Annotated in this window: 29 protein-coding genes and 2 pseudogenes; 17 read left to right on the top strand and 14 right to left on the bottom strand. The window is 63.0% G+C overall.

Annotated features, from left to right (window positions below; all coding sequences use genetic code 11):
- Window positions 1–176: 176 nt before the first annotated feature.
- Entirely contained in the window at window positions 177–989 is an 813-nt protein-coding gene (locus tag NKJ17_RS26505) for a VOC family protein (protein WP_352506421.1), read from the top strand.
- Between the two features lie 5 nt (window positions 990–994).
- Here the strand turns inward: NKJ17_RS26505 and NKJ17_RS26500 are convergent, their stop codons facing one another.
- The 4 genes from NKJ17_RS26500 to NKJ17_RS26485 are packed head-to-tail and all read right to left on the bottom strand — an operon-like array spanning window position 995 to window position 4,171.
- Window positions 995–1,567, bottom strand: a complete 573-nt coding sequence (locus NKJ17_RS26500) for an RBBP9/YdeN family alpha/beta hydrolase (RefSeq protein ID WP_352506420.1) — start codon at window positions 1,565–1,567, stop codon at window positions 995–997.
- Window positions 1,567–2,874: an adenylosuccinate lyase gene (gene purB, locus NKJ17_RS26495; RefSeq protein ID WP_352506419.1), complete on the bottom strand. Its 1,308-nt coding sequence runs from the start codon at window positions 2,872–2,874 to the stop codon at window positions 1,567–1,569. The genes NKJ17_RS26500 and purB overlap by 1 nt, the downstream gene beginning before the upstream one ends.
- A gap of 59 nt (window positions 2,875–2,933) precedes the next feature.
- A complete protein-coding gene (locus NKJ17_RS26490) occupies window positions 2,934–3,434 on the bottom strand; it encodes a hypothetical protein (protein WP_352690847.1) in 501 nt (166 codons plus the stop codon).
- An 11-nt stretch (window positions 3,435–3,445) separates the two neighbouring features.
- Entirely contained in the window at window positions 3,446–4,171 is a 726-nt protein-coding gene (locus NKJ17_RS26485; RefSeq protein ID WP_352506417.1) for a DUF2259 domain-containing protein, read from the bottom strand.
- A 245-nt stretch (window positions 4,172–4,416) separates the two neighbouring features.
- Here NKJ17_RS26485 and NKJ17_RS26480 point away from each other — a divergent pair, with 245 nt between their 5' ends.
- On the top strand, window positions 4,417–4,671 hold the full coding sequence (locus NKJ17_RS26480) for a DUF2171 domain-containing protein (protein ID WP_254817658.1): 255 nt from the start codon (window positions 4,417–4,419) through the stop codon (window positions 4,669–4,671).
- Window positions 4,672–4,718: 47 nt separating this feature from the next.
- Here the strand turns inward: NKJ17_RS26480 and NKJ17_RS26475 are convergent, their stop codons facing one another.
- Window positions 4,719–5,738 carry a P1 family peptidase gene (locus NKJ17_RS26475; protein WP_352506565.1) on the bottom strand — a complete coding sequence of 340 codons (1,020 nt, stop codon included), beginning with the start codon at window positions 5,736–5,738 and terminating at the stop codon, window positions 4,719–4,721.
- 14 nt (window positions 5,739–5,752) lie between these two features.
- A complete protein-coding gene (locus tag NKJ17_RS26470; protein ID WP_352506416.1) occupies window positions 5,753–6,826 on the bottom strand; it encodes a branched-chain amino acid ABC transporter substrate-binding protein in 1,074 nt (357 codons plus the stop codon).
- 180 nt (window positions 6,827–7,006) lie between these two features.
- On the opposite strand from NKJ17_RS26470, the gene NKJ17_RS26465 reads away from it, so the two are divergent.
- The 5 genes from NKJ17_RS26465 (at window position 7,007) to NKJ17_RS26445 (ending at window position 11,332) form a co-directional block, all read left to right on the top strand.
- On the top strand, window positions 7,007–7,501 hold the full coding sequence (locus NKJ17_RS26465) for a flavin reductase (protein ID WP_352506415.1): 495 nt from the start codon (window positions 7,007–7,009) through the stop codon (window positions 7,499–7,501).
- Window positions 7,502–7,725: 224 nt separating this feature from the next.
- Entirely contained in the window at window positions 7,726–8,064 is a 339-nt protein-coding gene (locus NKJ17_RS26460; RefSeq protein ID WP_352506414.1) for an XdhC family protein, read from the top strand.
- Window positions 8,065–8,070: 6 nt separating this feature from the next.
- Entirely contained in the window at window positions 8,071–8,775 is a 705-nt protein-coding gene (locus NKJ17_RS26455; RefSeq protein ID WP_352506413.1) for an XdhC family protein, read from the top strand.
- The gene (locus tag NKJ17_RS26450; protein WP_352506412.1) at window positions 8,772–10,382 is read left to right on the top strand and encodes an NTP transferase domain-containing protein; all 1,611 of its coding nucleotides are present in this window, start codon (window positions 8,772–8,774) and stop codon (window positions 10,380–10,382) included. The genes NKJ17_RS26455 and NKJ17_RS26450 overlap by 4 nt, the downstream gene beginning before the upstream one ends.
- A gap of 92 nt (window positions 10,383–10,474) precedes the next feature.
- A complete protein-coding gene (locus NKJ17_RS26445) occupies window positions 10,475–11,332 on the top strand; it encodes an alpha/beta hydrolase family protein (RefSeq protein WP_352506411.1) in 858 nt (285 codons plus the stop codon).
- Here NKJ17_RS26445 and NKJ17_RS26440 read toward each other — a convergent pair.
- Window positions 11,329–12,366, bottom strand: coding sequence for a DUF1176 domain-containing protein (locus NKJ17_RS26440; RefSeq protein ID WP_352506410.1), 1,038 nt, complete (start codon window positions 12,364–12,366; stop codon window positions 11,329–11,331). The two genes, NKJ17_RS26445 and NKJ17_RS26440, sit on opposite strands and share 4 nt — an antisense overlap.
- Window positions 12,367–12,489: 123 nt before the next feature.
- Between NKJ17_RS26440 and NKJ17_RS26435 the strand changes: the two genes are divergently transcribed.
- A complete protein-coding gene (locus tag NKJ17_RS26435) occupies window positions 12,490–12,996 on the top strand; it encodes a DUF1993 domain-containing protein (protein WP_254817666.1) in 507 nt (168 codons plus the stop codon).
- Between the two features lie 50 nt (window positions 12,997–13,046).
- On the opposite strand, the gene NKJ17_RS26430 is transcribed toward NKJ17_RS26435, so the two are convergent.
- Window positions 13,047–13,211: a hypothetical protein gene (locus NKJ17_RS26430; protein WP_352506409.1), complete on the bottom strand. Its 165-nt coding sequence runs from the start codon at window positions 13,209–13,211 to the stop codon at window positions 13,047–13,049.
- Window positions 13,212–13,540: 329 nt separating this feature from the next.
- Between NKJ17_RS26430 and NKJ17_RS26425 the strand changes: the two genes are divergently transcribed.
- Together NKJ17_RS26425 and NKJ17_RS26420 are read left to right on the top strand one after the other, a co-directional pair.
- Window positions 13,541–14,608: an aldo/keto reductase gene (locus NKJ17_RS26425; protein WP_352506408.1), complete on the top strand. Its 1,068-nt coding sequence runs from the start codon at window positions 13,541–13,543 to the stop codon at window positions 14,606–14,608.
- A 47-nt stretch (window positions 14,609–14,655) separates the two neighbouring features.
- The gene (locus NKJ17_RS26420; RefSeq protein ID WP_352690844.1) at window positions 14,656–15,921 is read left to right on the top strand and encodes a cysteine desulfurase-like protein; all 1,266 of its coding nucleotides are present in this window, start codon (window positions 14,656–14,658) and stop codon (window positions 15,919–15,921) included.
- An 18-nt stretch (window positions 15,922–15,939) separates the two neighbouring features.
- Here NKJ17_RS26420 and NKJ17_RS26415 read toward each other — a convergent pair whose 3' ends face one another.
- From NKJ17_RS26415 to NKJ17_RS26395, 5 genes are read right to left on the bottom strand one after another with little or no spacing between them, the layout of a single operon-like run.
- Window positions 15,940–16,971 (bottom strand): histone deacetylase family protein, encoded by a 1,032-nt coding sequence (locus tag NKJ17_RS26415; RefSeq protein WP_352506406.1) that lies wholly within the window; start codon window positions 16,969–16,971, stop codon window positions 15,940–15,942.
- Complete coding sequence (locus NKJ17_RS26410; RefSeq protein WP_352506405.1) at window positions 16,968–17,480, bottom strand: GNAT family N-acetyltransferase; 513 nt, start codon at window positions 17,478–17,480, stop codon at window positions 16,968–16,970. The genes NKJ17_RS26415 and NKJ17_RS26410 overlap by 4 nt, the downstream gene beginning before the upstream one ends.
- Before the next feature lie 9 nt (window positions 17,481–17,489).
- The gene (kce, locus tag NKJ17_RS26405) at window positions 17,490–18,419 is read right to left on the bottom strand and encodes a 3,5-dioxohexanoate:acetyl-CoA acetone transferase (protein WP_352506404.1); all 930 of its coding nucleotides are present in this window, start codon (window positions 18,417–18,419) and stop codon (window positions 17,490–17,492) included.
- A 10-nt stretch (window positions 18,420–18,429) separates the two neighbouring features.
- Window positions 18,430–19,797: an aminotransferase family protein gene (locus tag NKJ17_RS26400; protein WP_352506403.1), complete on the bottom strand. Its 1,368-nt coding sequence runs from the start codon at window positions 19,795–19,797 to the stop codon at window positions 18,430–18,432.
- A gap of 1 nt (window position 19,798) precedes the next feature.
- Window positions 19,799–21,439, bottom strand: a complete 1,641-nt coding sequence (locus tag NKJ17_RS26395) for a N,N-dimethylformamidase beta subunit family domain-containing protein (protein WP_352690840.1) — start codon at window positions 21,437–21,439, stop codon at window positions 19,799–19,801.
- Between the two features lie 156 nt (window positions 21,440–21,595).
- Between NKJ17_RS26395 and NKJ17_RS26390 the strand changes: the two genes are divergently transcribed.
- The 5 genes from NKJ17_RS26390 (at window position 21,596) to NKJ17_RS26370 (ending at window position 24,373) form a co-directional block, all read left to right on the top strand.
- On the top strand, window positions 21,596–21,844 hold the full coding sequence (locus NKJ17_RS26390; RefSeq protein ID WP_023674751.1) for a ParB N-terminal domain-containing protein: 249 nt from the start codon (window positions 21,596–21,598) through the stop codon (window positions 21,842–21,844).
- Between the two features lie 120 nt (window positions 21,845–21,964).
- Window positions 21,965–22,450, top strand: coding sequence for an SRPBCC family protein (locus NKJ17_RS26385; RefSeq protein WP_352509966.1), 486 nt, complete (start codon window positions 21,965–21,967; stop codon window positions 22,448–22,450).
- A 41-nt stretch (window positions 22,451–22,491) separates the two neighbouring features.
- Window positions 22,492–23,448, top strand: coding sequence for an alpha/beta fold hydrolase (locus NKJ17_RS26380; RefSeq protein ID WP_352509965.1), 957 nt, complete (start codon window positions 22,492–22,494; stop codon window positions 23,446–23,448).
- 195 nt (window positions 23,449–23,643) lie between these two features.
- Window positions 23,644–24,042 (top strand): GFA family protein, encoded by a 399-nt coding sequence (locus NKJ17_RS26375; protein WP_352509964.1) that lies wholly within the window; start codon window positions 23,644–23,646, stop codon window positions 24,040–24,042.
- A 118-nt stretch (window positions 24,043–24,160) separates the two neighbouring features.
- On the top strand, window positions 24,161–24,373 hold the full coding sequence (locus NKJ17_RS26370) for a hypothetical protein (protein WP_023717422.1): 213 nt from the start codon (window positions 24,161–24,163) through the stop codon (window positions 24,371–24,373).
- A gap of 12 nt (window positions 24,374–24,385) precedes the next feature.
- Here NKJ17_RS26370 and NKJ17_RS26365 read toward each other — a convergent pair whose 3' ends face one another.
- A complete protein-coding gene (locus tag NKJ17_RS26365; RefSeq protein WP_352509963.1) occupies window positions 24,386–25,300 on the bottom strand; it encodes a hypothetical protein in 915 nt (304 codons plus the stop codon).
- Window positions 25,301–25,560: 260 nt separating this feature from the next.
- Between NKJ17_RS26365 and NKJ17_RS34120 the strand changes: the two are divergent.
- Window positions 25,561–25,704, top strand: a pseudogene (locus tag NKJ17_RS34120) (glycoside hydrolase family 25 protein); the annotation flags it as partial.
- A 90-nt stretch (window positions 25,705–25,794) separates the two neighbouring features.
- Window positions 25,795–26,580 (top strand): annotated as a pseudogene (locus tag NKJ17_RS26360) (glycoside hydrolase family 25 protein); the annotation flags it as partial.
- Window positions 26,581–26,691 lie beyond the last annotated feature (111 nt).

Here is a 26,691-nt window from a genome sequence, read left to right as displayed (position 1 = left end):
ATTGTGAACACCTTGTTCGCTTCTTGCGCTCTTGTGTGAACGATAGCGATCGACGATCTGTCGCCAGGAAAGAATGGCTGTTCCGAGATTTTGGCACGGACACGGCGTAGAATGATTGATGGCGCCGGGTTCCTCCGTTGGAAGCTTGTCGAGCGCCGGCGGAACGGAGCACTTTGATGAGCGAACTGCCTTTTGCCGCAACGACCCCGGTCAGCGTTGCCCGCGTCGGCTTGCGGGCGCGCGATGCAGAAAATCTCGCTGCCTACTATCGCAAAGTCGTCGGTTTGCAGGAACTGAGCCGCGCCGGCGGCACGATTACGCTCGGCGCAGTCAATCGCCCTTTGCTCGACATCGAAGCGGATCCGGCTGCGAAACCCGATGACCCGCGCAGCGCCGGTCTTTTCCACACCGCCTTCCTGCTCCCTAGCCGGGTCGATCTCGGCCGCTGGATCAACCACGCCATCGCGGGCAAGATTGGCATCGAGGGCGCGTCCGATCATCTGGTCAGCGAGGCGCTTTATCTTACCGACCCGGAAGGCAACGGCATCGAGATCTATGCCGACCGCCGCCCCCAGGATTGGAAATGGAATGGCGACAAGATCGCGATGGCGACGGAGCGGCTGAACATTCCGTCGGTCATTGCCGAAGTGCCGGCCGGTGACGTCGGCTGGCAGGGCGCGCCGGAAAACAGCTTTATCGGCCACGTCCATCTGCGGGTCGGCCGGCCGGAAGAAGCCGAAGCATGGTGGCATCAGGAGTTCGGTTTCGACACCGTGGCAAAATACGGTGGCGCGGCGGTATTCTTGTCGTCCGGCGGCTACCATCACCACATTGGCGCAAATGCGTGGCAGAGCGCGGGTGCCGGCCGCCGCGATCCCGCCCGCTCCGGCTTGGCCTGGGTCGAGATGCGTTCGGACAATGTGGCTGATGCAACGACCCGCGAGGATCCGTGGGGCACGGTGATCAGGACCGTTCCCGGCAAGGCGTAGTTCGGTTAGAGCTTCGCCTTTTCAAGCAAGCGGCCAAGCATCAGCAGGCCCGCCGGCCACAGGCCGAGGCCGGCCTCGTTTCCCATATGGCCGAGATCGCCGGCATCGGCGATATCCGCGCCCCAGGCTGCAGCAAAAGCGGTCGCCTTGTCGAAAGTGACGCGCGGGTCGCTACGGCTCGCCACCACCAATGCCGGGAAGGGCAGGCGCTTCAGCGGCATCGGCGCGAACGGGCGCACCGCGTCGAATGAGGGATCGGTATCCTCGACATTGGTCGCGGCAACCAGGAATGCCGCCGCGACCTTGTCGAGTTGGCTTTGACTGGCGCCGGCAGCCCACTTCACCGCCGTCGCCACCGCCAGCGAATGCGCAAGTAGCACGACGCGGCGCGGTGCGGCGGCCACCGCGGCATCCACCTGGCCGATCCAGTCGCCAGGCTTAGGCCGGTCCCACTCGGCCTGCAGCACGCGGCTCGAATTGGGGAACACCCGGCACCAATGCGACATCCAATGATCCGGCCCGGAGTTGCCGCGCCCGGGCAGGGCAAGGAAATCGAAATCTCCGGCCGACGAAATCATCAGGCCTCTCCAAACACTCGGCTAAAGATCGTATCGACGTGCTTGGTATGATAGCCCAAGTCGAATTTCTCGCGGATCTCGGCCTCGGGCAAGGCTGCGACAACGTCCTTGTCGGCCAAAAGTTCCTCAAGAAAATCAGCGCCTTGCTCCCACACCTTCATCGCGTTGCGCTGCACCAGCCGGTAGGCGTCCTCGCGCGAAACGCCAGCTTGCGTCAGCGCCAGCAGCACGCGCTGCGAATGCACAAGGCCACGGAATTTGTTCATGTTCTTCAGCATGTTGTCGGGGTAAACGAGCAGTTTGTCGACAACGCTGGTCAGCCGTGAGAGTGCGAAATCGAGCGTCACCGTCGCGTCGGGCCCGATCATGCGCTCGACGGAGGAATGCGAGATGTCGCGCTCGTGCCACAGCGCCACATTCTCCATTGCCGGCAATGCGAACGAGCGCACCATGCGGGCAAGGCCGGTTAGGTTCTCGGTCAGCACCGGGTTGCGCTTGTGCGGCATCGCCGACGAACCCTTCTGGCCGGGTGAAAAGTACTCTTCTGCTTCGAGTACCTCTGTGCGCTGCAGATGGCGCACCTCGATCGCCAGCCGCTCGATCGACGAGGCGATCACGCCGAGCGTGGCGAAGAACATCGCGTGGCGGTCGCGCGGGATCACCTGCGTCGACACCGGCTCCGGCTTCAGTCCGAGTTTCTTGGCCACGTATTCTTCGACATATGGGTCGATATTGGCAAAGGTGCCGACCGCACCGGAGATGGCGCAGGTGGCGATGTCCTTGCGTGCGTGCACCAGCCTCTCGCGGCAACGCGAGAATTCGGCGTAGGCCTGCGCCAGCTTGACGCCGAAGGTGGTCGGCTCGGCATGGATGCCATGGCTGCGGCCGATTGTGATCGTGTCCTTGTGCTCGAAGGCGCGGCGCTTGAGCGCCGCAAGCAACCCGTCAATGTCGGCCAGCAGGATGTCGCTGGCACGGGTGAGCTGCACGGCAAAACAGGTATCGAGAACGTCGGAGGATGTCATGCCCTGGTGGATGAAGCGGGCATCCGGCCCGACGAATTCGGCAAGATGGGTGAGAAAGGCGATGACGTCATGCTTGGTGACGCGCTCGATCTCGTCGATGGCTTCGACATCGAATTTCGCCGCCCCGCCTTTCTCCCAGATGGTCTTGGCGGCCTCCTTCGGGATGACGCCGAGCTCGGCCAATGCGTCGCAGGCGTAGGCCTCGATCTCGAACCAGATGCGGAACCGGGTTTCGGGCGACCAGATGGCCACCATTTCCGGCCGGGAGTAGCGAGGGATCATCAGTCGGTCCTGACTTGCGAGAGCATTTGCCCGCGTCCTAACAGAGGCAGGCAAAATGCTCAACGTTGCTGGCGCGCAAACCAGACACTGGCGACAGCGAGCGCAATGAAACCGAGCGGAAAATACAGCCGGATGCCAAGGACGACGAACTGGTAGAGTGCCGTCAACATCGTGAACACGAACTGGAAAACCCAGGTGATGGTGAACGCGGGCGCATGCCATTGGACATAGTAGGAGCGGTATTGCAGCCCAAAGAGGCCGCCGGTGACGACAATCGTCGCTGCGAGAAGGCAGACGAAGGCGGCGGCGAGGGCGATCTCCCAGTGGCGTCCGAGCGAGACGAGCCGCGCCAGGAACAGCCCAATCGGGAAAGCGAGCGCACCGCCGGCTGCATAAAGCAGCGAGACGAAGCGGATCTTTGCCGGGGTCTCCCAATCGTACTGCAGCAGATTGAGCAGCGCGCTGCCGCCCATCGCCATGGCCCACAGCAAGGCACCGGCAAATGCCGTGCGCAGCGACGGCAGAGCGCGGCGGAGACGATGCAGGGCGCGATAGCGCATGGCGGGGAACGTCACAGGCGACCGGTTACCGCGATCCAGCGATAGTCCGGCCCTTCGAACCCGTATTGGCGCACTGCGATCAGCACGGCATAGGCGCTGAGGCTATCCAGTGAAAATGTCTGAACCGCGCCGATCTGGTAGCCATTCGGACAGCCTCTGCTTTGCGGGATCGATTTGTCCTCGTGAATAATGCTCGTCTGACCGCCGTCCCTCGCCTCGATGCGCAGCAGGCGAAAGCCATTGATCTCGCCCTGGCTCTGGCAGCGCTCGGTGTCATTCATGCCGATCTGGTCGAGCCGGAACTCGAGCGGCTCGTCGACCGGCGAAAAGATCGGGCGCGGATTGACCACCATGCGGAAGGGATCGGCAGAAAGCTCGGTCACCGGGTTGAAGCCGGCGGTGATGCCGCGATTTGCCTTCAGTTCCGCTTGACTGACGATCGCTTCGCCCTTTTGCCGGGCCTGCAGCCGCGCCGCGTCCACCGCGGCATTCTCGTCATCGAGCCGGACACGGATCGGCGAGCCCTTCAGGAAACTGTCGTCGGCCGTGTCGATATAATAGCGGTTTGCATAGGGGAATCCCGATCCGTCCTGGACGCCGTATTCCTCGAAGGCAAAGACCCCGCCATCGCGGCTGAAGCCGAGGATCTCAAGCTCGGCGACATCGCCTGCGTGGGCGGCGGCCAAAGTTGCAAGCTGGGCAAGCAGGCAGACGGCAAACAGAGCAAGATTTCGCATGGGGAATTCCATTCAGGCGGTGGACGCCGTTAGATTCCTATCACGATGCCGTCAAAAGATCGTGCTGACTGAAACACAAAGTCGATGCATCCAATCCGGCTGTCGTTTGTTATTGTCGGCAGCTTCACCGCATCGTGCCTTCCGAAAATCAGAATCGATTTCGGAAGGTACGGCGCATTGATTCAAAATGTTTTAGAGCGTCCTTTGCGCGTTCAAAAGCGCGCGGCGCTATAAGGGAGACCCCCATGACAGATGCAGCCAAGATTCGCGAACGTATGGAAGTGATCGGCGCCGACGGGGTCCATGTCGGTACTGTCGACAAGGTTGACGGAGATCGCATCAAGCTGACCAAGCGCGACAGCGGTGAGGGCGCTCACAGGGGTCATCACCACTTCATTCCTCTCAGCCTTGTCGCCGAGGTCGAGGGCCAGAAGGTGCGGCTGTCGGCAAACTCAGACGTTGCGGTCACGTTCGAGGAAGAAAAATCCGACCCCACCTGATCATAAGTCCAGTCTGATTACGGCAAATCCGAATAAGCACTGCGCGGTCAGCGCGACGACCAGACCGGGAACAGATCGCCCTCGGCCGGCGTCGCGGCAAAGACGCCGCGGCTGATGGCGCGCGCCATCGTGGCGCCGGCGGCGGCGTAGAGATCGATTGCATCGTTGGGCCTGAGCTCGATGCCGCTCTTGCCCGTTGCCAGCGCGAAGACCAGATCGCCGTCTGCGGGCGTGTGCGTCGGCCAAATGGCACGGACAAAGCCGTCATGCGCTGATATCGCCAGGCGTTTGGCGGCGGCCTTCGTGAGTACCGCATCGGTGGCGATCAAGGCGATGGTCGTGTTGGCGCCGGTTTCCGCCTGCTCTGCGGCATGCTTGTCACGGAACTTCAGCAGGATCTTTCTGGCATCGTCAGGCATCGGGTGGGGATAGCCTAAGCCGCCGAACTCGTCGCCGATCTCGAACGGTGCCGCCCAGAAATGGCGGGTCCCGGCGACCGTCACCGAGCCGGTCGGGTTGACGGCGGCGAGCGCGCCGATGGTGACGCCGCTGTCCAGCACTGTCGAGGCCGAACCGAGCCCGCCCTTCAGGCCGGAGCTCAAAGCCCCGCTACCTGCGCCGGCCGTGCCGAGGGCAAAGTCGATCGCGGCGGCTTGCGCGGCTTCGTAGCCAAGGTCACGGTAAGGCGGATACCGGCCCCAATCCTTGTCGCCGCCATTGCGCAGGTCGAACAGGATCGCCGCCGGCACGATCGGCACCCGAAAGCCGCCGACCTCGACGCCGATGCCTCTTTCGCGCAAGGCCGCCTGCGCCCCCGACGCGGCGTCAAGGCCAAAAGCCGAGCCGCCCGAAAGCACCACGGCATGGATGGCGTGGATCGAATTGTGCGGCTCGAGCAGGTCGGTTTCGCGGGTGCCTGGCGCACCGCCCAGGATTTGCACGCCGGCCACGGCCGGCTCGTCGCAGATGACGGTGGTCACGCCGGATTTCAGCTTCGCATTCGCCGCATTGCCGACACGCAGGCCGGCGACGTCGGTGATGAGATTGCGTGGACCCGTACGGAACATCCCCGTGCTGGACATCATTGGCTCTCCGCCGGCACGAAACGGCCGCCGTCGAAACGGTAGGCTCGATAAGGATTTTGCGTCAGGTCACCCTTTTCGTCAAAGCGGATCGGTCCGATCGCCGTGGTGAAGTCATGCGCGGTCAGCACGTTGGCCAGTCTCTCGCCTGAGCTTTGCGTCAATGCCGAAGCCGACTTGGCGATCTCGACCGCGGCATAGGCGGGCAGGGTGTAACCTTCCGGCACGATGTTTTGCCCGGCAAAGCTCTGCAGCACCTTGGGGTCGGCGACATCGGCCCATTCGGGCGGCGCGATCATCAGCGTGCCGATGGCATAAGGCACATCGCCGAGCGGCGCGCGCAACGCTTCGCCGCCGGCAAACACCATGCCGGTATTTAGCTGGCCAGCATCCCGGCCCATAATGGCGACATCATCGCCGTCGCCGCCGGCAAAGACATGCGTTGCGCCGGCTTTCTTAAGTCGGCCGATCAGGCCGATCTGGTTGTCGAGCTGCGGCCGGAACGTGTCGACGAACACCGGCTTCAGAGCCGCTTGCTCGGCGGCTGCCCGAAACGTCTCGGCCATTTCGCGGCCATAGATCGTGCCGTCGTCGACGATGGCGAACAGCTCGGCCTGCCATAGGCGGGTGAGGATGGCAGCGACGGCATTGCGCTCGTCGTCGCCGCGCGGCCCGAGACGATAGATCGGCCATCCCGTCTTGGCGCGCCGGTCGGTCAGGCTTTCCGTGCGAACGCCGACTGTGATCACCGGTATGCCGGCATCCTTGAGGATCGGCAGAGCCGCCTCGATTGCGTCGGTGCACAAAAACCCGATGACGACGTTGACCTTGGCCGCGGTTAACTCCCGCGCGGCGGCGGCGCCACCATCGGCCGTGCAGGCGTCATCGATCGTCGTGATTTCGGCGTCGTTCGCTTCAGCCGCCGTTGTCGCGCCAGCCTCGATCTGTTTGCCGAGGATCGCCGACGGCCCCGACAGCGGTGCCGCGACGCCGACCCGCAGCCTCTCGGCGCTCGCACCACCGGCGACCGAGAGCCAGGCCAGCACCGCTATTGTGGTTGTCCAAGGTCGCATGCGAGCGAAGAATTCCTCCGCGCCGATCGCGTGTTCTGCCGGCGCCAATGCCGTCAAGACCTAAAGGCTGGCCAGCTTTGGCGCAACACGGGAATCCAGGATATACGTCAAGCACTTCGCTTGTGGGCTGCAATATCCCCCCATATATAACGGTTGGTTCTGACTAGTGGAAAATCATCGGTGCTGAAGAAGAATGACATCGGGCCGCAGGCCTACCGCGACGCGATGGCCCATTTTGCCGGTCATGTGCATGTAGTCACCACCGATGGCCCCGCCGGCAGGCGCGGCGCGACGGTGATCGCGGCCTGCTCGGTGTCGGACACGCCGCCAACGATCCTGGTCTGCCTCAATCGCGAAAATCCCAAGAATGAGCCGTTCGTGGAAAACGGCAAATTTGCCCTGAACACGCTGGCTTCGGATCAGGAGCCGCTGTCGATCGGCTTTTCCGGCATGACCGGCCTGCCGGTCGAGGAGCGTTTCGCGTTGGCCGAATGGGACGTGATCTCGACTGGTGCGCCGACGCTGAAGGGCGCGCTCGCCGTCTTCGACTGCGAACTGATCGACTCCAAGGATCTGGCCACGCACCGTGTGCTTTTTGGCAAGGTTACAGGTTTGCGCATCGGCGATAACTTGCGGCCGCTGATCTATCACAACCGCGGCTACCACGCTCTGTAGAGGCTTTCAGATGGCTGCGCCCGCGGAGACAGAATGACCGAGTGGAAAACCGCGTCCGGCGCCGCGGATGATCGACGAGACGCTCGATCTGTTGCCCCGTGCGGATTATGTGGCGGAACCGGTCGCTGGCAACCGTGCTGTTTATGGGTTCGGTCGACCCGCGCGGGTGGATCGAGGCTGGCGTGAAGCGCGTCGCATAACCACATGTCTCTCAGGGAGAAATCATGGAACGCAGTATCTATCTCGATGAGGCTCGCGACCCGCTGATCATCGCGGAGGGCTGGATGAAGGACGGCAAGGATGTCGCCATTGCCACCGTGGTCGAGACCTGGGGCTCGGCGCCGCGGCCGGTCGGCAGCCACCTGGTCATCGACGCCGAAGGCAATTTCCACGGCTCCGTCTCGGGCGGCTGCGTCGAAGGCGCCGTAGTCACCGAGGCGCTCGAGGTTATCGATAGCGGCAAGGCCAAAATGCTCGAATTCGGCGTCGCAGACGAGACCGCCTGGCAAGTCGGCCTGTCATGCGGCGGCCGCATCAAGGTCTATGTAGAAAGATTGGGTTGATCTCGAATGGATCCCTATGCGCTGAAGACACTCAACGCCGAACGCCGCGCCCGCCGCGCGGCAATCCTGGTCACCGATCTCGGCGACGGCCGCGACCGTGTCGTGCGCGAGGGAGACCGGGTAGCCGGTGAACTCGGGGCGGCCGTCGCCAAGGCATTTCGCACGGGCAATTCCGGTTCGGTCGAAGCTGAGGGGCGCACGTTCTTCCTCAACGCACATCTGCCGCAGCCGCGCCTGGTGGTGATCGGCGCCGTCCACATCAGCCAGGCGCTGGCACCGATGGCCAGGATCGCCGGCTATCCTGTCGAGATCATCGATCCGCGCACGGCCTTTGCCACGCCCGATCGTTTTCCCGATATCGCGCTGCATGCCGAATGGCCACAGGATGTGCTGACGCGTCAGCCGCTCGATAACTATACGGCGCTGGCTGCTCTCACCCACGATCCGAAGATCGACGATTTCGCGTTGAAGGCGGCGCTCGACGCCGGCTGCTTTTATGTCGGCGCGCTCGGCAGCCGCAAGACCCACGCCAAACGTGTGGAACGCCTGCTGGCTTCGGGGGCGACAGCCGACCAGATCGCCCGCATTCATGCCCCGATCGGCCTCGACATTGGAGCTGCCAGCCCGGCCGAGATTGCCGTCGCGGTGTTGGCGCAAGCGATCCATGCCTTTCGCTCCCGCGGCCTCGAATCCAAAGGCGCGGTCGCGTGAAATTTGGTCCCGTTGCGATCGATGCGGCCGAAGGGGCAGTGCTTGCGCACGCCACTACAGCCGGAGAGCGCCGCTACCGCAAGGCGCACCGGTTAAGCGCCGGGGATGTGTCCCTGTTGAAGGCCGCTGGCATTTCCGAGGTCGTCGCGGCGGTGTTGGCGCCCGATGATCTCAGCGAGGACGTCGCCGCTGAAAAGATCGCCGCATGTATGATCCATCGCAACATCGAGGCGAAGCCTGCCGCGACAGGTAGGGTCAACCTCCACGCGCAGGCTGCCGGCATGTTCACCGTCGACGCGGCGATGATCGACGCCATCAACGCCGTCGATCCGACGATCACCATCGCCACGCTCGCGCAGCATGCGCCGGTCGAAAAAGGTCAGATGGTAGCAACGGTGAAGATCATTCCGTTTGCGGTCGCCTCCGCTTTGGTCGATGCGGTGGCAAGGATCTGCGCGGGCGGCGAGATCTTTGCGGTCAACGCCTATCAGCCGGTGCGCGTCGGCGTCATCCAGACGGTGCTGCCCGGCATCAAACCCAGCGTGCTCGACAAGACGCTGCGCGTCACCGAAGCACGCCTGGCGCGTTCGGGCGGCAGGCTGACGGCGGAGCGTCGAACGCCGCATGAAATTATCCCCGTCGCCGAGGCTGCGGCCTCGCTGATCCGCGACAACGATATGGTGGTGATCTTCGGCGCTTCGGCGATGGCCGATTTCGGCGACGTCGTTCCTGCTGCGATCGAAAGGGCCGGCGGCACTGTCATCCGCGCCGGTATGCCGGTCGATCCCGGCAATCTGCTGGTGCTCGGCACACTCGGCGGCAAGCGCATCATCGGTGCGCCGGGCTGCGCCCGCAGTCCCAAGGAGAACGGCTTCGACTGGGTGCTCGACCGGCTGATCGCCGGTCTCGACGTGACCGCCAGGGATATTGCCGGCATGGGTGTCGGCGGGCTGTTGATGGAAATTCCGACGCGGCCGCAACCGCGCGAGCCGTTGCCGGCCAAAGCCGAACCAAAGGTCGAGATCGTGCTTCTGGCCGCCGGCCGCTCCAGCCGCATGGGCGGGCCGAACAAGCTCTTGGCACTGTTCGATGGCAAGCCTCTGGTCCGCCGCACCGCCGAACGCGCAGTCGGTTCGAAAGCCGCGGCCACCATCGTCGTCACCGGCCACCAGAGCGAGCGCGTGCGCAGTGCACTGTCTGGCCTCGATGTGACCTTCGCCGACAATCCGGATTTCGCCGAGGGTCTGTCTTCGTCGCTAAAGGCCGGCATCGCCAAGATTTCCGGCGACGCCGCCGGCGCCATGATTGTCCTCGGCGATATGCCCGGCGTCGCCTCGGCCGACCTCGACAGGCTGATCGAGGCGTTCCGCAGGTCCGAAGGCCGATCGGTGGTGCGGGCCTCGCACGCTGGGCGGCGCGGCAATCCGGTGCTGCTGCCGCGTTCGCTGTTTGCCGCGATCGCTCACCTCCAAGGCGATACCGGCGCCCGCCATCTGGTCGAGGCCGAAGGGCTCGACGTCATCGATGTCGAGATCGGCGAAGGGGCAGCGATCGATGTCGACACGCGCGAGGCGCTGGAAGGCGCCGGCGGCGTGCTGCAGGATTGACAAACCGAAGCCGAAAAACGCATGGCTGAGGGATGGCCTTTCGTTCCTGCTTCCGGTTCCGCTTGCCCCCCTCTGGCCTCCCGGCCCTGCCGATGGCGATTCTTTTGCAGCTCTTTTGTGTCGCCTACGCCAACGCTCTCGAACTCAAACCCTTCAAGGACGATCTGTTCGCCTATCCGGTCACACTCTCGTCCGAGAGCAACGGCGCCTATACGGTGGTCGATTATCGTGAGCTGCGCGACATCAACGCTCGTGACGAAGTGCCTGAGCGTCGTGTGCACGCGCAATACACCGAAACCGGCGTGCGCAAGGTGCAGCAGGATCTCTTGCTGAAGACCGACGCCGGCGATGTCCGCCACATTGCCGTCGGCAAGACCGGGGGCGCCAGCATCATCGTGCTTTATCTGCACGGGCAGGGCGGCAGCCGTAAGCAGGGCACCGACGACTTTACCTTCGGCGGTAATTTCAATCGCATCAAGAACCTGATGGCGGGCAACGGCGGTCTCTATCTATCGCCGGACTTTTCCGATTTCGGCGACACAGGTGCCGCCCAGATCGCCGCGCTGATCGACCACTATGCCGAACAATCGCCGAGCGCAAAAATCTTCGTCGCCTGCGGCTCGATGGGCGGCTCATTATGCTGGAAGCTGGCCGCCCGCAATGATACCGGCCGGCGCATCGACGGGCTGCTGCTGCTCGGCTCGCTATGGGACGAGAGTTTCTTCTCAAGCCCCGCCTTCAAGCGTCGTGTGCCGGTCTTCTTCGGCCAAGGCAGCAAGGACCCGGTGTTTCCAATCGAGAAACAGGAAGCCTTCTTCCGCTCCATCCTGGCCAAATCGAAGAGCTATCCCACGCGCTTCGTCCGCTTCGAGACCGGCACGCACGGCACGCCCATCCGCATGACCGACTGGCGCGGCACGCTCAACTGGATGTTGTCGAAGGCCCCTTAAGGCGCGGTATTGTAGTCGACGACCGTCTGCGGATTTTCCTCGCCGTCATAAGACGCGTCGACGTCGTACTGGACCAGGGAAAAATCGCCGTTGCGAAACAGATAGGTCCCCGACGAAGAGGCATCGCCGATGCCACGCCATTTGTTGAAGGTGGTGATCGTCTTGGTCTCTTCGTCGTAATCGGAATTGGTTGCCCAGCCGGAGGTCTGGAAGCCAACTATGGTCATGCCCAGCAATTTGCCGTCGCTGTCATTGTTCTCGTAGCGGATGTCCATTTCAGGTTCGGCGAACTGCAATTGTCTTACGCCAAGCACGTCGTCGCTCATGTAATAGATCGAGTTTTCGTTGTAGGCCGCGGCCGAGCAGGCGAAATGGAAAAGCCGCGTTTCGCTTTCGGGATCGCTGGCAGCCGCATCCTTGTCCTTGTAGTGGATCGAGAAAATGTCCGGCTTCTGCGCCAAAAGATCCTTGTCGCACTGGTCGCCATAAGTCGCGGCAAACGCCTTGTTGGCCTGCTCAAGCGCTGCGTCCTTCTTCGGCGGCGGCGGTCCTTCGCCGCAGCTTGCCGGCACGGCATCCTCAAAATCGGCCTTTGAGGGTTTCAGCGCACCCTTGTCGATGAAGATCGAGCGAAATGGCGGTTCCTGGATCGAGGCGTTGATCTGGCGCAGCGTATAGCAGCCGGCAAAGACATTCTCGCTGCCGTCCTTGGCCGTCGCCCGGATGGCGACCGGAACGCTGTAGTAGATGCTGCCGGCAGCCCCGTCTTCGGATACGCCACCGGTTTTCACTTCGACCGTGTCCGTGCCGTCATAGCCTTTGACGAAGGAATTGAAATCCTTGGCCGGCTTGGTGTCGCCGAAATAGTCCCAGGCGCGCGCGAATTCGTGCCGGCTGATGGCACTATAAAGCGACCGGATCACCGCCTCGGCATTCGACCTGTCGTCGATATAAGGCGCGTCTGCGGCGAGCGCCGATTGGCCGGCAACGGCAAGAGAGATAAAGGCGGTCGCTGCAAAAAGGGCGCGTCTCATCGGGAACCTCCACTCGATAAAAAATCCTATCATATCGATCGCGGCGACGTGGTGGCGCTTGAACAATCGCCTGCGAAAGCGCTACCTCTCGCCATAGGCAGTAGGGCCCCGTGGAGATTTCTTGTGACCATATCAATGTATGAAGCATCCGTGCCGGTATTTTCGGCGAGGCTGAAGTCACTAGCCAATGTGCTGAACATTGCCGAGCAAAATGCGGCTGATCGCAAGATTGATCCGCAGGTGTATCTGACGGCGAGGCTGGCGCCGGACATGTTTGCGCTGACCAGGCAGGTACAGATTGCCACCGATCACGCCAAGGGCGCGCCGTCGCGGCTTGCCGGGCGTGAGGTGCCAAAATACGAGGATAATGAGACGAGCTTCGTTGATCTGCAGGCCCGCCTTACCAAGACGCTCGACTATCTCGCGACATTTTCGGCGGCCGAATTCGATGGTTCAGATGACAGGATGGTCGAACTGCGGCTTGCCGGGCGCGAGGTTTCGATGCCGGGAATGCAGTATCTGCTGCATGCCGCCATGCCCAATTTCTACTTCCACCTGACCACCGCCTACGACATCCTGCGCCACAACGGCGTGCCATTGGGCAAGTCGATCTTCCTCGGATTGCGTTGAGATTAGCTCGTGAGATATCCCGCTGCGGCGGGATTCTCACGGCGCGCTGTTTAGCGTACGGACATTTCCCGAGCGATGCGCGGGAAATCGGCCGGCTTGACGCCGATATCGGCGCGATCGGCATTGCTCATCGAATGGAGCAGCGCCAGTGCCGCACGATAACGCAGTTGTTCCCGCGGACGCGGACGGGCGAACATTTCAGTGAAGAATCCCATGATTCAAGCCCCTTATTGAACCTCCACGGCCGTCAATATAGGCAGATCATGACAATTGTGCAGTGCAGCATTCGCATGGCAGCCATGCTGCCCTGATCTTTTTTGACATAATTCGGCTGTTCCGGCGAAACTTCGGCGGTGCTTCGAGCGTAGGCCTCAGTCCCGGCACTTGGCCGGTTTTTTGTTAGACGCAGCGAAAAACTCCGTTCGCCGGCATCCTGGAAAGTCGCCTGGCCTGCCGTCGGTGGGCTTGGAAGCGGGCGGCGCTTTCCTGTATGCTATTGCTTCCTCCTCGCGCAGCCGCGCAAAATTCCCGCCGGAGAAACTCCATGCACAAACGCCGTCTCGGCCAGACCGATCTTTTCGTGTCGCAAATCTGCCTCGGATCGATGACTTGGGGCCAGCAGAACACCGAGGCGGACGGTCACGCCCAGATGGATCTGGCGTTTGCTCGCGGTGTCAATTTCATCGACACCGCCGAACTCTATCCGATCCCACCCAAGGCGGAGACACAAGGCCGTACCGAGACAATCATCGGCAATTGGATGAAGGAGAAGCGCAATCGGGACCAAGTGATCGTCGCCTCGAAGGTAGTTGGTCGCACCGCCAACACTTGGTTTCGCGGCGACCGCTCGTCTAAGCTGGTGCGCGCCGATATCTTCGACGCTATTGATAAGTCACTCGCCAGGCTCAACACCGATTACATCGACCTATATCAGATCCATTGGCCGGAACGCGACGTGCCGTGGGGCGCCAATCCGAACCGCATCGGCACCTTGCCGCGACGCTCCGATGCCGCCGGTGTGCCGGAAGGCGAGACGCCGATCGCCGAGACGCTTGCCGTATTTGATGAACTGGTGAAGGCCGGCAAGATCCGCCATTTCGGCCTGTCGAACGAGAATTCCTGGGGCGTCATGCGTTTCATTGCCGAAGCCGACAAGGGCCTCGGCCCGCGCGTCGCCTCGCTGCAGAACGCCTATAATTTCGTCAATCGCACCTTCGAGGTGAACCTTGCCGAAGTCTGCGAGCGCGAGCAGGTGTCGCTGCTTGCCTATTCACCGCTGGCGCAAGGCTATTTGACCGGCAAATACGATCATGGCGCGCGGCCGCAGGGCTCGCGCTCGCAGTTGTTCAACCGCGGCCAGCGCTACGAGACGCCGAATGCTGCCGAGGTGCAGCTCGAATACAACCGGTTGGCGCGCACCTTCGGCATGGAGCCGGCGCTGTTTGCCAATGCCTATGTCTCGAACCGGCCCTTGGTCACCTCGAACATCATCGGCGCCACCACCATTTCGCAACTCGAAATGGCGCTCTCTTCCGCCGACGTGGTCTGGACCGAGGACATGCAGAAAGCCGTTGATGCGATCCACCAGCGCGTCGGCAATCCGTGCCCTTGATGCGTCGGGCGTGGTTGTCCGATCGTCATAAGGAGAGGGGAACAGCCATGGGCTTCCGGATCGACGCGGTGCGCGCGAAATTTCCGGCTTTGTCGCTGACCGACAAGGGCCGCCGGCGCATTTATCTCGACAATCCTGCCGGCACGCAGGTGCCGCAGTCGGTGGCGGACGCGGTGTCACGCTGCCTGCTGACCACCAATGCCAACCTCGGCGGCTTCTTCGAGACCACCATTGCGGCACAGGACATTGTCGACGAGGCCCATCTGGCGATGGCCGATTTCCTGGGTGCGGCAAGTCCGCCGGAAATTATCGTCGGTGCCAACATGACGACATTGACCTACCACATGTCGCGAACGCTCGGCCGCACGATGAAGCCCGGGGACGAGATCATCCTCACCCGCATGGACCATGAGGGCAACGTCTCACCCTGGCTGCAACTGGCTGAAGACCTTGGCCTTGTCGTGCGCTGGCTGCCTTTCGACCAGCAGAGCTGGCAGATCGAGGAGGCGGCGCTCGCCGCGTTGCTTTCCGAGAGGACGCGGCTCGTCGCGCTCAACTACGCCAGCAATCTCACCGGGTCGATCAACCGGGTGAAGGCGTTGACCGGCATCGCTAGGCGGGCTGGTGCGTTGGTCTACGTCGATGCCGTCCAGTTCGCGCCGCATGGTCTGATCGACGTCCAAAACCTCGGCTGCGATTTCCTGATCTGCTCGGCGTACAAGTTCTTCGGCCCGCATATGGGAATTTTGTGGGGCAGGCTGGGCGTTATCGATGCGCTTAAGCCGTATAAATGCCGTTGCTCGTCCAATGCCTTGCCGGAGCGCTTCGAGCTCGGCACGCTGCAAATTGAATTGATGGCCGGCCTGTCGGCGGCTATCGATTATTTTGCCGAGTTGGGAGCGGCAGCTGGCGCGCAAGGGTCGCGTCGGCGGAAAATCGCCAAGGCCTTCGAAGTCTCAATCGCTTACGAGAACCCGCTGACGCAACAGTTGATCGACGGTCTGTCGGATATTGCCGGCCTGACCATCCACGGCATCACCGATCCGAAGCGGATCGATGAGCGTGTGCCGACGGTGTCGTTCACTGTCGAAGGCATAGTGCCGGAGACGGTCGTGCGGCAGATGAATGCGGAAAACATCTTCCTGTGGTCCGGCCACAACTACGCCTGGGAGATCGTCCACCAGCTCGGCATTCCGGCCGAGCAGGGCGTGGTGCGCATCGGCATCGCTCATTACAACACTGCAGCCGAGATCGACGAGACGCTGGAGAGCGTGCACCGCGTTGTCGCCATGCTGAGGCAGGAGCGATCCTGAGCGGGCCACGCCGACGGATCATCGCTTGTGGGCGCCGCCAAAACCGGTGAGGAAGGCGGTGAGATTGTCGCCGAGCTCATCGCAGAGATAACCGCCTTCCTGGACGATGACCGTTGGCAGGCCGAGCCGGGCGATCGCCTCGCCAATGCGCGAAAAACCAGGCGTGCTCACCGACAGCCCGCCGAACGGATCACCTTCGAAGGCGTCTAGGCCCAGCGCGACCACAAGCGCATCGGGCGAGAAGGCGTCGATGCGCTGGAACGCTGCCGCCAGTGCTTCGAGGAAAGCCGCATCGCCGGATTTGCGCGGCAGCGGCAGGTTGAGATTGTAGCCGAGGCCGGCGCCTTCGCCGCGCTCGTCCGCATAGCCCCAGAAAAACGGATAGAACCGCGCCGGGTCGGCATGCAGCGACACGGTGAGCACGTCCGGCCGGGCATAGAAGATGCCTTGCGTCCCGTTGCCGTGATGCAGGTCGACATCGAGGATCGCCACCCGCGCTGCCTGCTTGCGTAGAGCCTGTGCGGCGACCGCCGAATTGTTGATGAAGCAGAAGCCGCCGGCGACGTCGGCAAAGGCGTGATGGCCGGGCGGCCGGCACAGCGCGTAGGCGGCCGGCGCTCCCAACATCACCGCCTCGGCGGTTTCAACCGCGCTCCAGGCGCTCCAAAGCGCGCTCTGCCACGTCTCGCCGGAGATCGGGCAGGCTGTGTCGGCCATGTGGTAGCCGGCTTGGCCGACCGCCGAGGCCGGATAGGAGCCGTTCCGCGCGATCGGGTGGATGTTGGGGATGACCTCGGCCGAGGCGCCCTCGATGCGCTGCCAGCGCGCGAAGATATGGTGAAGGAAATCGAGATATTCCGGCGTATGTACCGCGGCAATAGGGCCGAGTCCGTGATCCCGCGGCCGTTCGATCGTGCAGCCGGCAGCCTTTGCGCCGGCCAACAATCGCTCGACCCGTTCCGGCTTTTCCGGATTGGGCTGCGGCGCGCCGCTGGAGAGGAACGCCTTCGGGTCGTGGCGCTTCTGTTCTTCGGCATAGAAGGCTTTCATGTTGGCTCCTCCGGTGCATCGGCGAAGGCGAAAAAGGCGTCGCCGACGATCTTCTGCACCTGCTCGTAGCTGGACCAGGCAATGCCCAACCGTTCGTAAAAAGCCTTGGCGGTCTCGTTGTCGGTATCGACAGACAGCTTGAGATAGACGCCGCCGTCCTTCCGGCATTGCGCCGCGACCCGGCGCAGCAGGTGCTCGCCGATCCTGCGGCCGCGAAAACGGTCCTCGACATAGAGGTCCTGCACATAGACGCCGGGCCGTCCCATCCATGTCGAGAAGATTGGAAAATGCAGGCAAAGCCCGGCAAACTCGCCGCCGACCTCGGCGATCAGGGTCGAGAAGGCAGGCTTCTCGCCAAAGCCATAGGTGCGGAGATCCCGAGCTGTCGAGGTGATCTCCTGATGTGCGCCGACATGCGCGCCGAGCCGTAGGAGCGCGGCGTGGATGGTTTCGACGTCCTCCACCCAGCCGGGGCGGATGACGATGTCTCTTGACGGTGGGTTGGTCACGGCCGCATCTCAGAACGCCACGCGATCGCCGCCCTTGAGCGCCAGCATCTGCCGCGCCTCGGCCGGCGTCGCGACCTCCAGCGACAAGCCGTCGAGCACGCTGCGGATGCGGCGCACCTGGTCGGCATTGGACTTGGCGAGTTGGCGCCCGTCGTAGAGGCTGTCCTCCAGCCCGACGCGGACATTGCCGCCCATCGCCGCCGCAATCGAGATCATCGGCATCTGGTGGCGTCCGGCGGCCAGCACCGAAAATTGGTAGCTGTCGCCGAACAGTTTGTCGGCGATGCGCTTCATGTGGATCAGGTTTTCTGGATCGGCGCCGATGCCGCCAAGGATGCCCAAAACAAACTGGATGAACAAAGGTCCAGACACCAGCCCACGATCGCGAAAATGCGCCAGCGAATAGAGATGGCCGACATCGTAGCACTCGAATTCGAAGCGCGTGCCGCAACCGCGCCCGAGCTTCTCGAGCACCGTCTCCATGTCGGCAAAGGTGTTTTTGAAGATCGTGTCGCGGGTGGCCTCGAGCAGTTTCGGCTCCCATTCGTGCTGCCATTCCCGCGGCCGCTCGAGCATCGGGAACAGCGCAAAGTTCATCGAACCCATATTGAGCGAACTCATTTCCGGCTCGGCCCTGAGCGGCGCGGCCAGCCGCTGGTCGAGCGTCATCAGCGACGATCCGCCGGTGGTGATGTTGATCACCGCATCGGTCGCCTGCTTGATGCGCGGCAGGAACTGCATGAACACCTCGGGGTCGGCGGTCGGCCGCCCATCCTTAGGGTCGCGGGCATGAAGATGCAGGATCGAAGCGCCGGCCTCGGCGGCGGCGATTGCGTCTGCGGCGATCTGGTCCGGCGTCACTGGCAGATGCGGCGACATCGACGGGGTGTGCACCGACCCGGTGACGGCGCAGGTGATGATGACTTTGCGCGGTGCCATGGTTCGTTCCTCAGCCTTCGACCGGCAGGTCGAGCTCGCCGGCCAGCACCTCGAGCGCGTCACCGATGATGGATATGATCTCGCCGATCTGCGCGGCGGTGACGATCATCGGCGGCGCAACCATGAAATTGTCGCCGTCGACACCGCCCTTGACCTTGCGTCCGTAGATGATCAGGCCGCGCTCATAGGCGAGGTCGAGCAGGCGCTGAGTGGCCTTTTTCGCCGGCTCGATCGGCCTCAGCGTGTCCGGATCGGCGACCATTTCGGCACCGGTGAGCAGGCCCTTGCCGCGGACGTCGGCGATGAACGGAAACCGCTTCGCCAATCCCTTCAGCTCGTCCATCAATAGCTCGCCCATGACAGCCGCGTTGGCGATCAGGCCGAGACGGTCCATCTCACCTAGCACGGCGAGCCCGGCGGCGCAGGCGAGCGGATTGCCGGCATAGGTATGGCCGTGCTGGAAGCCGCCCGACGCGAGCAATGGCTGCACCAGCCGCATCGGTGCCGCCAGCGCACCGAGCGGGGCATAACCCGAGCCCAGCCCCTTCGACAGCGCGATGATGTCTGGCTTGCAGTTCCAGTGGTCGCCGCCAAGGAATTTTCCGGTGCGGCCGGCACCGCTCATCACTTCGTCATGGATGAGCAGGATGCCGTAGCGATCGCAGATCTCGCGGATGCGCGGATAATAGCTGTCGGGCGCCACCAATGCTGCCGTGGCAGCGCCGCCGACCGGCTCCATGATGAAGGCGAGCACGCTCTGCGATCCCTCGGCGAGGATCTTTTCCTCCAGCATGTCGGCGTAGCGGATACCGCGCTGTTCCATCGAAAGATTGTCGCGGTCACGCCAGGCGGTGGGCGCCGGAACCGTCGGCATGAGCTGCATCATCGGCGCAAAAGTTTCGGCCAGCGCATCGTCGCCGGTGACGGCGAGCGCGCCGAGCGTGCCGCCATGATAGGACGGAAAGCGCGTGATCACCTTCCAGCGGCTGGGCTGGCCGATGGCGACCGCCCATTGCCGCGCCAGCTTGACGCAGGATTCCGTTGCCTCCGAGCCACCGGAGACGAAAAAGATGCGGTCCAGGCCCTCGGGGAGTTTGGCCGCCAGTTGCCGCGCGAGCTCCTCTGCCGGTTCGTTCTCGAAATGCAGGCGGTAGGCGAAGGTGGCGCGGTCCATCTGCCGTTTCATCGCGTCGAGCACGTTGCGATTGGAGTGGCCGATATTGGCGACCATCGGGCCGCTCGATCCGTCGATGAAGCGGCGGCCATCCTGCGTCCACATGTAGATGCCTTCGGCGCGGTCGATCAGCGGCCGGCGCAGGCTGGACAGATAAAACAGATGCGAAGCTTCGCGGGCTTCCGGGGCAGGGGACTTCAGCATGTCATGACTTTCCGAGATAGCGGTCGAGGACATTTCTGGTAACACGCTCGACCATCGCATCCTGCCTTAGCAGGCCGGCAACCCATTCGCAGCTTCCGGCGTGAAACACCTCGCCTTTGCCGCGCCGGAAATTGACGATCATGCCGTTGCCGCGCTTAACCTTATCGAGATTGGCGTCGCTCGCCTCGCCGAACAGCGTTTCGGCGGTGAAGCGGCCGTCCTCGTCGCCGAGGAACTGGTCCTCGAACGGGATGTCGGCGCTTTCCTCGACCTGGGCAGCCATGCCGACCGCGAGCACCTGCAGGCCGTCCGGTGCGCCGCTGTCGGGCGTCGGGTAGGGCAGGCCGCCGCGGATCTCGAAATCGAGCCCATCGACCTCATAGCCATAGACATGGCTGTCGGCGCCGAGCAGGTCGCCATAGTAGATGCCGGTACCGGCAAAGGCCCAATGCTCCGGCCGGTAGACCGGAAAGCCGCGCACACCGCGCGGCGCGCAGCCGCCCCAGCCGGCATAGACGCCTCTTGTCGAGTTGAGGCCGAAGGTCGCCGCACCCGGCCGGCCGATTTCCGGCGCTTCCCAGGAATTGGTGGCGCGCCTTATATCGCCGCCGCGATAGGCCGGGTCCTCGGCGCGGGCGCGGTATTTGTAGCAGACCTGCCGGCGGCCTTCGTCCTCCAGCCTGGTCTGCCACATGAAGTTGCCGGCAAAGCGCGCCGCATGACCGCCGCGCTCGACATAGGTGTCGACCGCATCGCGCATTTCCCAGGTCCAATATTCGTCGTGGCCGACGAAGACGACGCAGTCATAGCCGTCGAGAATGTCGGGCGAAAAATGCAGATCGTGCTGGCTAGCGAGATCGACGGCGTAGCCGGAACGCTCAGCGAAGCGGAAGAAATGGCTGTCGTAGCTTGCCCAGCCGGCTGAGGCGTATTTCTTCGAATGGCCGGTGGCAAAGGCCCATTCCATGTGCGGATAGCGCGGCACGGTTTTCGGCGGCACCGCGACTTCGAGCGGCACGCGCGGCGCATCCTTGGGCAGCACGACGAACCCGCGGCACCAAGGCCGCTGCGTCGACACCATTCGTGCATACTGGTCGCGGGCCGGCCCGGTGATGCCTTCGTAATGGTTGGAACCGCCCCATGTGTTGTAGGCGAGCCAGGTGCCGGTGGCCGCGACCTGCAGCACGCGGCCGGGTTTCTTGCCGGGCTGCGGCGAGACGATGAAAAGGTGATGACAGCGGATCGGCTTGCCGTCGCGACCGTCCGCTTCAAGCGTGACGCGATAGGCGCCGGATGGCCAGTCGTCGCCGATGCGAAACTCGAACGACGCCTGCCAGCCGCAGCCTTCGACCGAACATTGATCCGGCGTATCTTGCCAGCGCGCCGCAATCCCGGTCCTTTCCAACATTGTCGTTTCCGCGCCGCCGTCGCGGATGATCGCGATGCCGAAACCGGCGGCCGTCGAACTGACATGCAGCGCCACCATCTCGCCGGGGCGATAGGAAAAACGGTCGCTGTAGCACCAGATTTCGCCGCGCCCGCCATCCATACCGGGCCATTCCCAGTAATGGCTGCGCACCGCCTGGCGTCGCTGCTGCGGCGTCAGTCCGAAATCGGGAAACTCGGTCGGCAGATGGTTCATGGACACCGCTAAGGTCGAAGGCCGCCATTTCGGCCATCCGCCGGCCAAGCGTCAATTGGAAACGATCGGGCCAGCCATTGCCGGGCTGCTCCCTTGGCCTTGCCGGCCAAACAGACTATCTCACAAAGGGCGGCGTTGTCCGCCACGGGAGCCGATATGCTGAGAGTGCAAAAGGTCAGGGTCAACGATATCTACGTGCCGACCGCGCGCAAGAAGACGCTGCATCCCGAAACCGTCCGCCATCTGGCCGAGGACATTCTGGAAAACGGAATGAAGATGCCGATCCAGGTGCGCCATGACGGCAAGCGTCATATCCTGGTCGAAGGGTTGCATCGGCTGGAAGCGGCCAAGTGGCTCGGCGAGACCGAGATCGACGCCTATCTGGTGCAAGCCAAGCGCCACTGAAGCCATTCAGTTCCGTCGCTCGAATCTCCGGTCCCGCGGATTTTTTCGCGGACCGTGTCGGCTTGCGTCTTGTTGGTTCGTCCTAGACACGGAAGCCAAAACCGACGTGTGAGGAACGCCATGACCACCAAGCTCGACATCGCCCCCAACTCCAACCGCGAGCTGGTTCTCGCCCGCATCATCGATGCGCCGCGCGAGAACGTCTATCGCTGCTGGACCGAGCCGAACCTGTTGACGCAATGGTTCTCGCCGAAGCCGTGGACGACGCCGCGCGCCGAAATGGATGTGCGGACCGGTGGCTCCACCCTTGTGGTCATGGCCGATCCCGACGGCAAGGAGTTCCCGAATCCAGGCATCTTCCTCGAAGTCGTACCAGGCAAAAAGCTCGTCTTCACCGATGCCTATACCAAGGCGTGGGAGCCGTCCGAAAAGCCGTTCATGACGGTCGTGCTGACCTTCGACGACGAGGGCGAGGGCAAGACCCGCTACATCGCCCGGGTTGCGCATTGGTCGGTCGCCGACCGCGAACAGCACGAGAAAATGGGTTTTCACGACGGCTGGGGCCAGTGCGCCGAACAGCTCGAGGAGGTCGCCAAGCTACTTTGATGCACAAGCGACTTTGATGCAAACGAGAGAGGGAGACTGATATGTCCAGATCGATATTTTTTGCCATTTTCGCCTCGGCCGCCGCGCTCTTTGCCGCGCCGGGCACCATCAACGCAGAGGAGGCCAAGCCTGCCATGACGACCGCAACCGCAACACTGCCGAAGCCGCAAAAGTCCGGCCTGCTGCCGATCAACGGCCTGAACTATTATTACGCCGTCCATGGCAAGGGCGAGCCACTGCTTCTGCTGCATGGCGGTCTCGGCACAACCGACATGTTCGCGCCGATCCTGCCGAAGCTTACCGAAGACCGCACCGTCATCGGGGTCGACCTGCAGGGCCATGGCCGCACCGCGCTCGGCGACCGGCCGCTCAGCTTGGAGGCGATGGGCGACGACATGGCGGCGATCGTCAAGGCGCTCGGCTACGACAAGGTCGACGTCATGGGTTATTCGCTGGGTGGGGGCGTCGCCTTCCGCATGGCCGTGCAGCATCCCGACGTGGTGCGCCGGCTCGTCCTGGTCTCGACCGGCTACGCCGCGGACGGCTTCTATGCCGAGATGCGTGGCCAGCAGGCACAAGTCGGCGCAGCGATGGCCGACATGATGAAGGACACGCCGATGTACAAATCCTACGTCGCGGTCGCGCCGCATCCGGAGGATTTTCCGAAACTGCTCGACCAGCTCGGCGCCTATATGCGCAAGGACTACGATTATTCTGCCGACGTGCCGAAGCTGAAAATGCCGGTCATGCTGGTGTTCGGCGACAGTGACATGTACCGGCCCGAGCACGAGATCAAGTTCTACCAGATGCTTGGCGGCGGGTTGAAGGACGCCGGCTGGATGCGCGAGAACCTGTCGCAAAACCGCCTGGCGATCCTGCCGAACCGCACTCATTACGACGTGTTCTTCGCGCCGGAACTGACAGCTGCCGCGCTGCCGTTCCTCAATGGCGAGACCAAGGTCAAGACTTGGGATGAGGTCGTCAACGAAACGAACTGACGTCCAGTCAATTGGCTGCCGGCCGTCTCCCGCGAGATGGCCGGCATTTCGTTGATGAGGCCTTGGCGCGGCGCATCCAGCCGATCGCCCATCGGCCCGGATCACAGCTTTAGATGACGCCATCAAAGCTTTTCAATTGACGGTGCCACGCCTGTCGATAGGTATCGCCTATCCTCGCAGGAAGGGACATGGGCGATGGCAAGATATCAGGGCGGGTGTTTGTGCGGTGTGGTGCGCTACCATGTCGAGGCGACACCGATCAATGAGCGCGTCTGCCATTGCCGGCTCTGCCAGAAGGCACTGGGTGCCGCCTTCAACGCGCGCGTGCTGTTCCGCATCGACGATGTGACGGTCGACGGTCCGCTGGCGACGGTGAATTCCTCGCCCGATCTCAAGCGTGGCTTTTGCCCGCGTTGCGGCACGACGCTGTTTTCCCGGCGCGATTCCGCCGGCATCATCGGCATCACGACCGGCTCGCTCGATGATCCTTCGGTGTTCAGGCCTGAGATGCATATCTGGACCGCCTCGAAGCAGCCCTGGGTCCAGATCGACGACGGCCTGCCGCAATATGAAGGCGCGCCACCTCCGGCTTGAGGTGAAGTCTGGGTAAAATTTAATCCAAAGCGACACGAGATAGCCGGCAAAGCGTCATTGGCGGGCCATCATTGCTGCCTATCTATTGCGTGCGGGCGGCAGTCGAGGAGGCGACGGAATGAACGACAGCATCAACACCCTGGACGAGCTCTTGAGTGATCCGATGATCAAGCTGGTGATGGAGCGCGACCGCGTGCAGCCGGCAGAACTTCGCACGCTGCTCGAGGAAAAGGTCCGCCGGGCGGACGATGATGTGGCGGTCAACGATCGTTTTGTACCGCCGGCCCACCTTATGGCCACGACCTGCCACAAGCTGTGGCTTTGCGGCTAGGTCTTGAAGCGGTCAGCCGGAATTTGCCGGCAAATAGCTGTAATGGCTGCGGAAATAAGCGAGCCTGAAGCCGAGGCGCGCATAGTTGCGATACGCCGGCCCGTCGCGTTCGCACTGCCGCGCCTCGATGTCGGCCACGAACAGTTTTGCACCGGCCGCAAGTCCGTCGCGCACCATCGCTTCGCCGAGCATTGCATCGAGGTCGAAGCTCGGCGCCATGATGCCGGGCACCGGCGCGTCGATGCCGCTCCAGGCCATGCCGTCGGCACCGATGAACATCGAGCGCACCGCCGCCACCGCGCCGTCCCGCCGCAGCATATAATGATGCCAGCCGCGTCGGCCGGCCAGCGCTAGCAACCATGGTGAGGTCGGCAACCGATATTGGCTGTCGATGAACCCAGCCCATTCCCTTGCCGTTGCCGACGTCACCCGCTCGACCGAGACATCCTTCGACGGGAAAAGCGGCTCCGTTGGCAATGGCGTGGCGTCGCGAAAGATGCGTTCCCAACCGCCCTGACGCTGCAGGCCGCGTGCCTCGAGCCAGCAGCTGAGCGTCGCGGGCTCGGTATGCGGATTGGTGTAGAACCAGGGCCGCAGAATACCGGCCTCGCGATAATGCGCCAGAAGCGCGTCGAGCCGGCTCTCGGTGGCAGCGCTATCGACACCGAGATTCTTGACGCAGTTGAAATGGATGAACGGGATCGTCGTGCAGGTGGTCCAGACGAGATCGCCATCTTCGGCGATGGCAAGGCCTTGCCTTGCGGCAAAGTCTGCCGGGGCGGCGCGATAGAGATCGAGCCAGGCATTGACCTCGGCGCGTTCGATAACGCGGCTGAGATCGCGCGATATTTCGTCGATCCCGATGGCGGGCGAGCGTGGCTCGGGCGGGGCTACGGGCTGCAATTCTGATAGGGCGGCGGGCTGCATGACTTCCTCCCAAGTATGGCCTTACACCGTAAGATTAGTGGAGACTAATCTCATGCCGTGAGTTGTCAAGCGGGATTGCGAGGCAGCCACGTGGTCGAACGTTGGGGGATGGCGCACCCCCGTCCGGGCGAACGTTCCGATGCAAACCCCCTAACAATTCGATTCAAACTTTGTTGGTAGTTTCTTGTTAGGAATCCAGCTTGGTTTGTCCGACGGCGTTGTCCTGCCTTCGGTCTGTTGTGTTTTGCGTACAGGTCCAGATGCGGTTATCAGGCGTCGTCATCTTTTCGATCGCAGCGCTGTGCCTTGCCGGCTGCACGTCGACCTCCGGCGTCGATGCGCTGCAAGTGCCGTCCGGCGAGACCACCAGCTCGGTTGTGCGGCCACCCGCGCCGGTGGCATCCGTGGCGAAGACTGATGCTGCGCCCGCTTTTGCCGAACAGGAGCACGACGAACAGCCGGTCGCGATGAACGTGCCCGATCAGGACATCGAACCGCCGGCCGAGGTCATCGCGCTGATGTCGCCGCCGAAGCGGCTGACACGCGCAGCACCGGCGATGCTTGCCGAGCCGGTCACGCGCTATGGTTTTCGCGACGCCAAGCCGATCAATTTCGGTAAGTCCTCCTCGCCGAGGCGCCTTGCCGTCCATGGCGTCGACGTTTCGCGCTGGCAGGGCAATGTGAACTGGCAAAAGCTGCGCGCCCAGGGCGCCAACTTCGCCTACATCAAGGCGACCGACGGCGGCGATCATATCGACCCGATGTTTACCAGGAACTGGCGCAATGCCGACGCCGCCGGCCTGAAGCGCGGCGCCTATCACTTCTTCTACTGGTGCCGCACCGCCGGCGAGCAGGCCGACTGGTTCATCCGCAACGTGCCGAGGGTCGAGGGCGCGCTGCCGCCGGTGATCGACGTCGAGTGGAACGGCGAATCCAGCTGCAAGCGCCGCCCGTCGCGGCAAAAGGTGCTGGAAAAGATGCAGGTGTTCATGGACAAGCTCGAGCGCCACTACGGCCAGCGCCCGATCATCTACACCGCGCCCGATTTCTACCGTGACAATCTGCGCGGCGCCTTCCCCGATTATCCATTCTGGCTGCGCGCCGTGGCCGCGCATCCGTCAAAGGTCTATCCCGGCCGCAAATGGCTGTTCTGGCAATATTCCGGCTCCGGCCTGTCGCACGGGGTGAGGGGCCGCATCGACCTCAACGTGTTCCATGGCGATGAGCGGGCATGGCGCGACTGGGTTGGCGGCCGGCAGATGGTAGCGGAGGCGGAGTAGCGGCAGCTCTTGCCTTCTCCCCTTGTGGGCCTGTTGCGTAATTCGCTGATTGTGATTCTCTGAGACGAAGCTCGGAGGGAATCGCGATGGCAGTGAAGCAGATGGGCCAGT

Source organism: Mesorhizobium sp. M0208, assembly GCF_040322015.1.
Lineage (GTDB): Bacteria > Pseudomonadota > Alphaproteobacteria > Rhizobiales > Rhizobiaceae > Mesorhizobium.
This window is presented reverse-complemented; position numbering and strand designations above follow the sequence as displayed.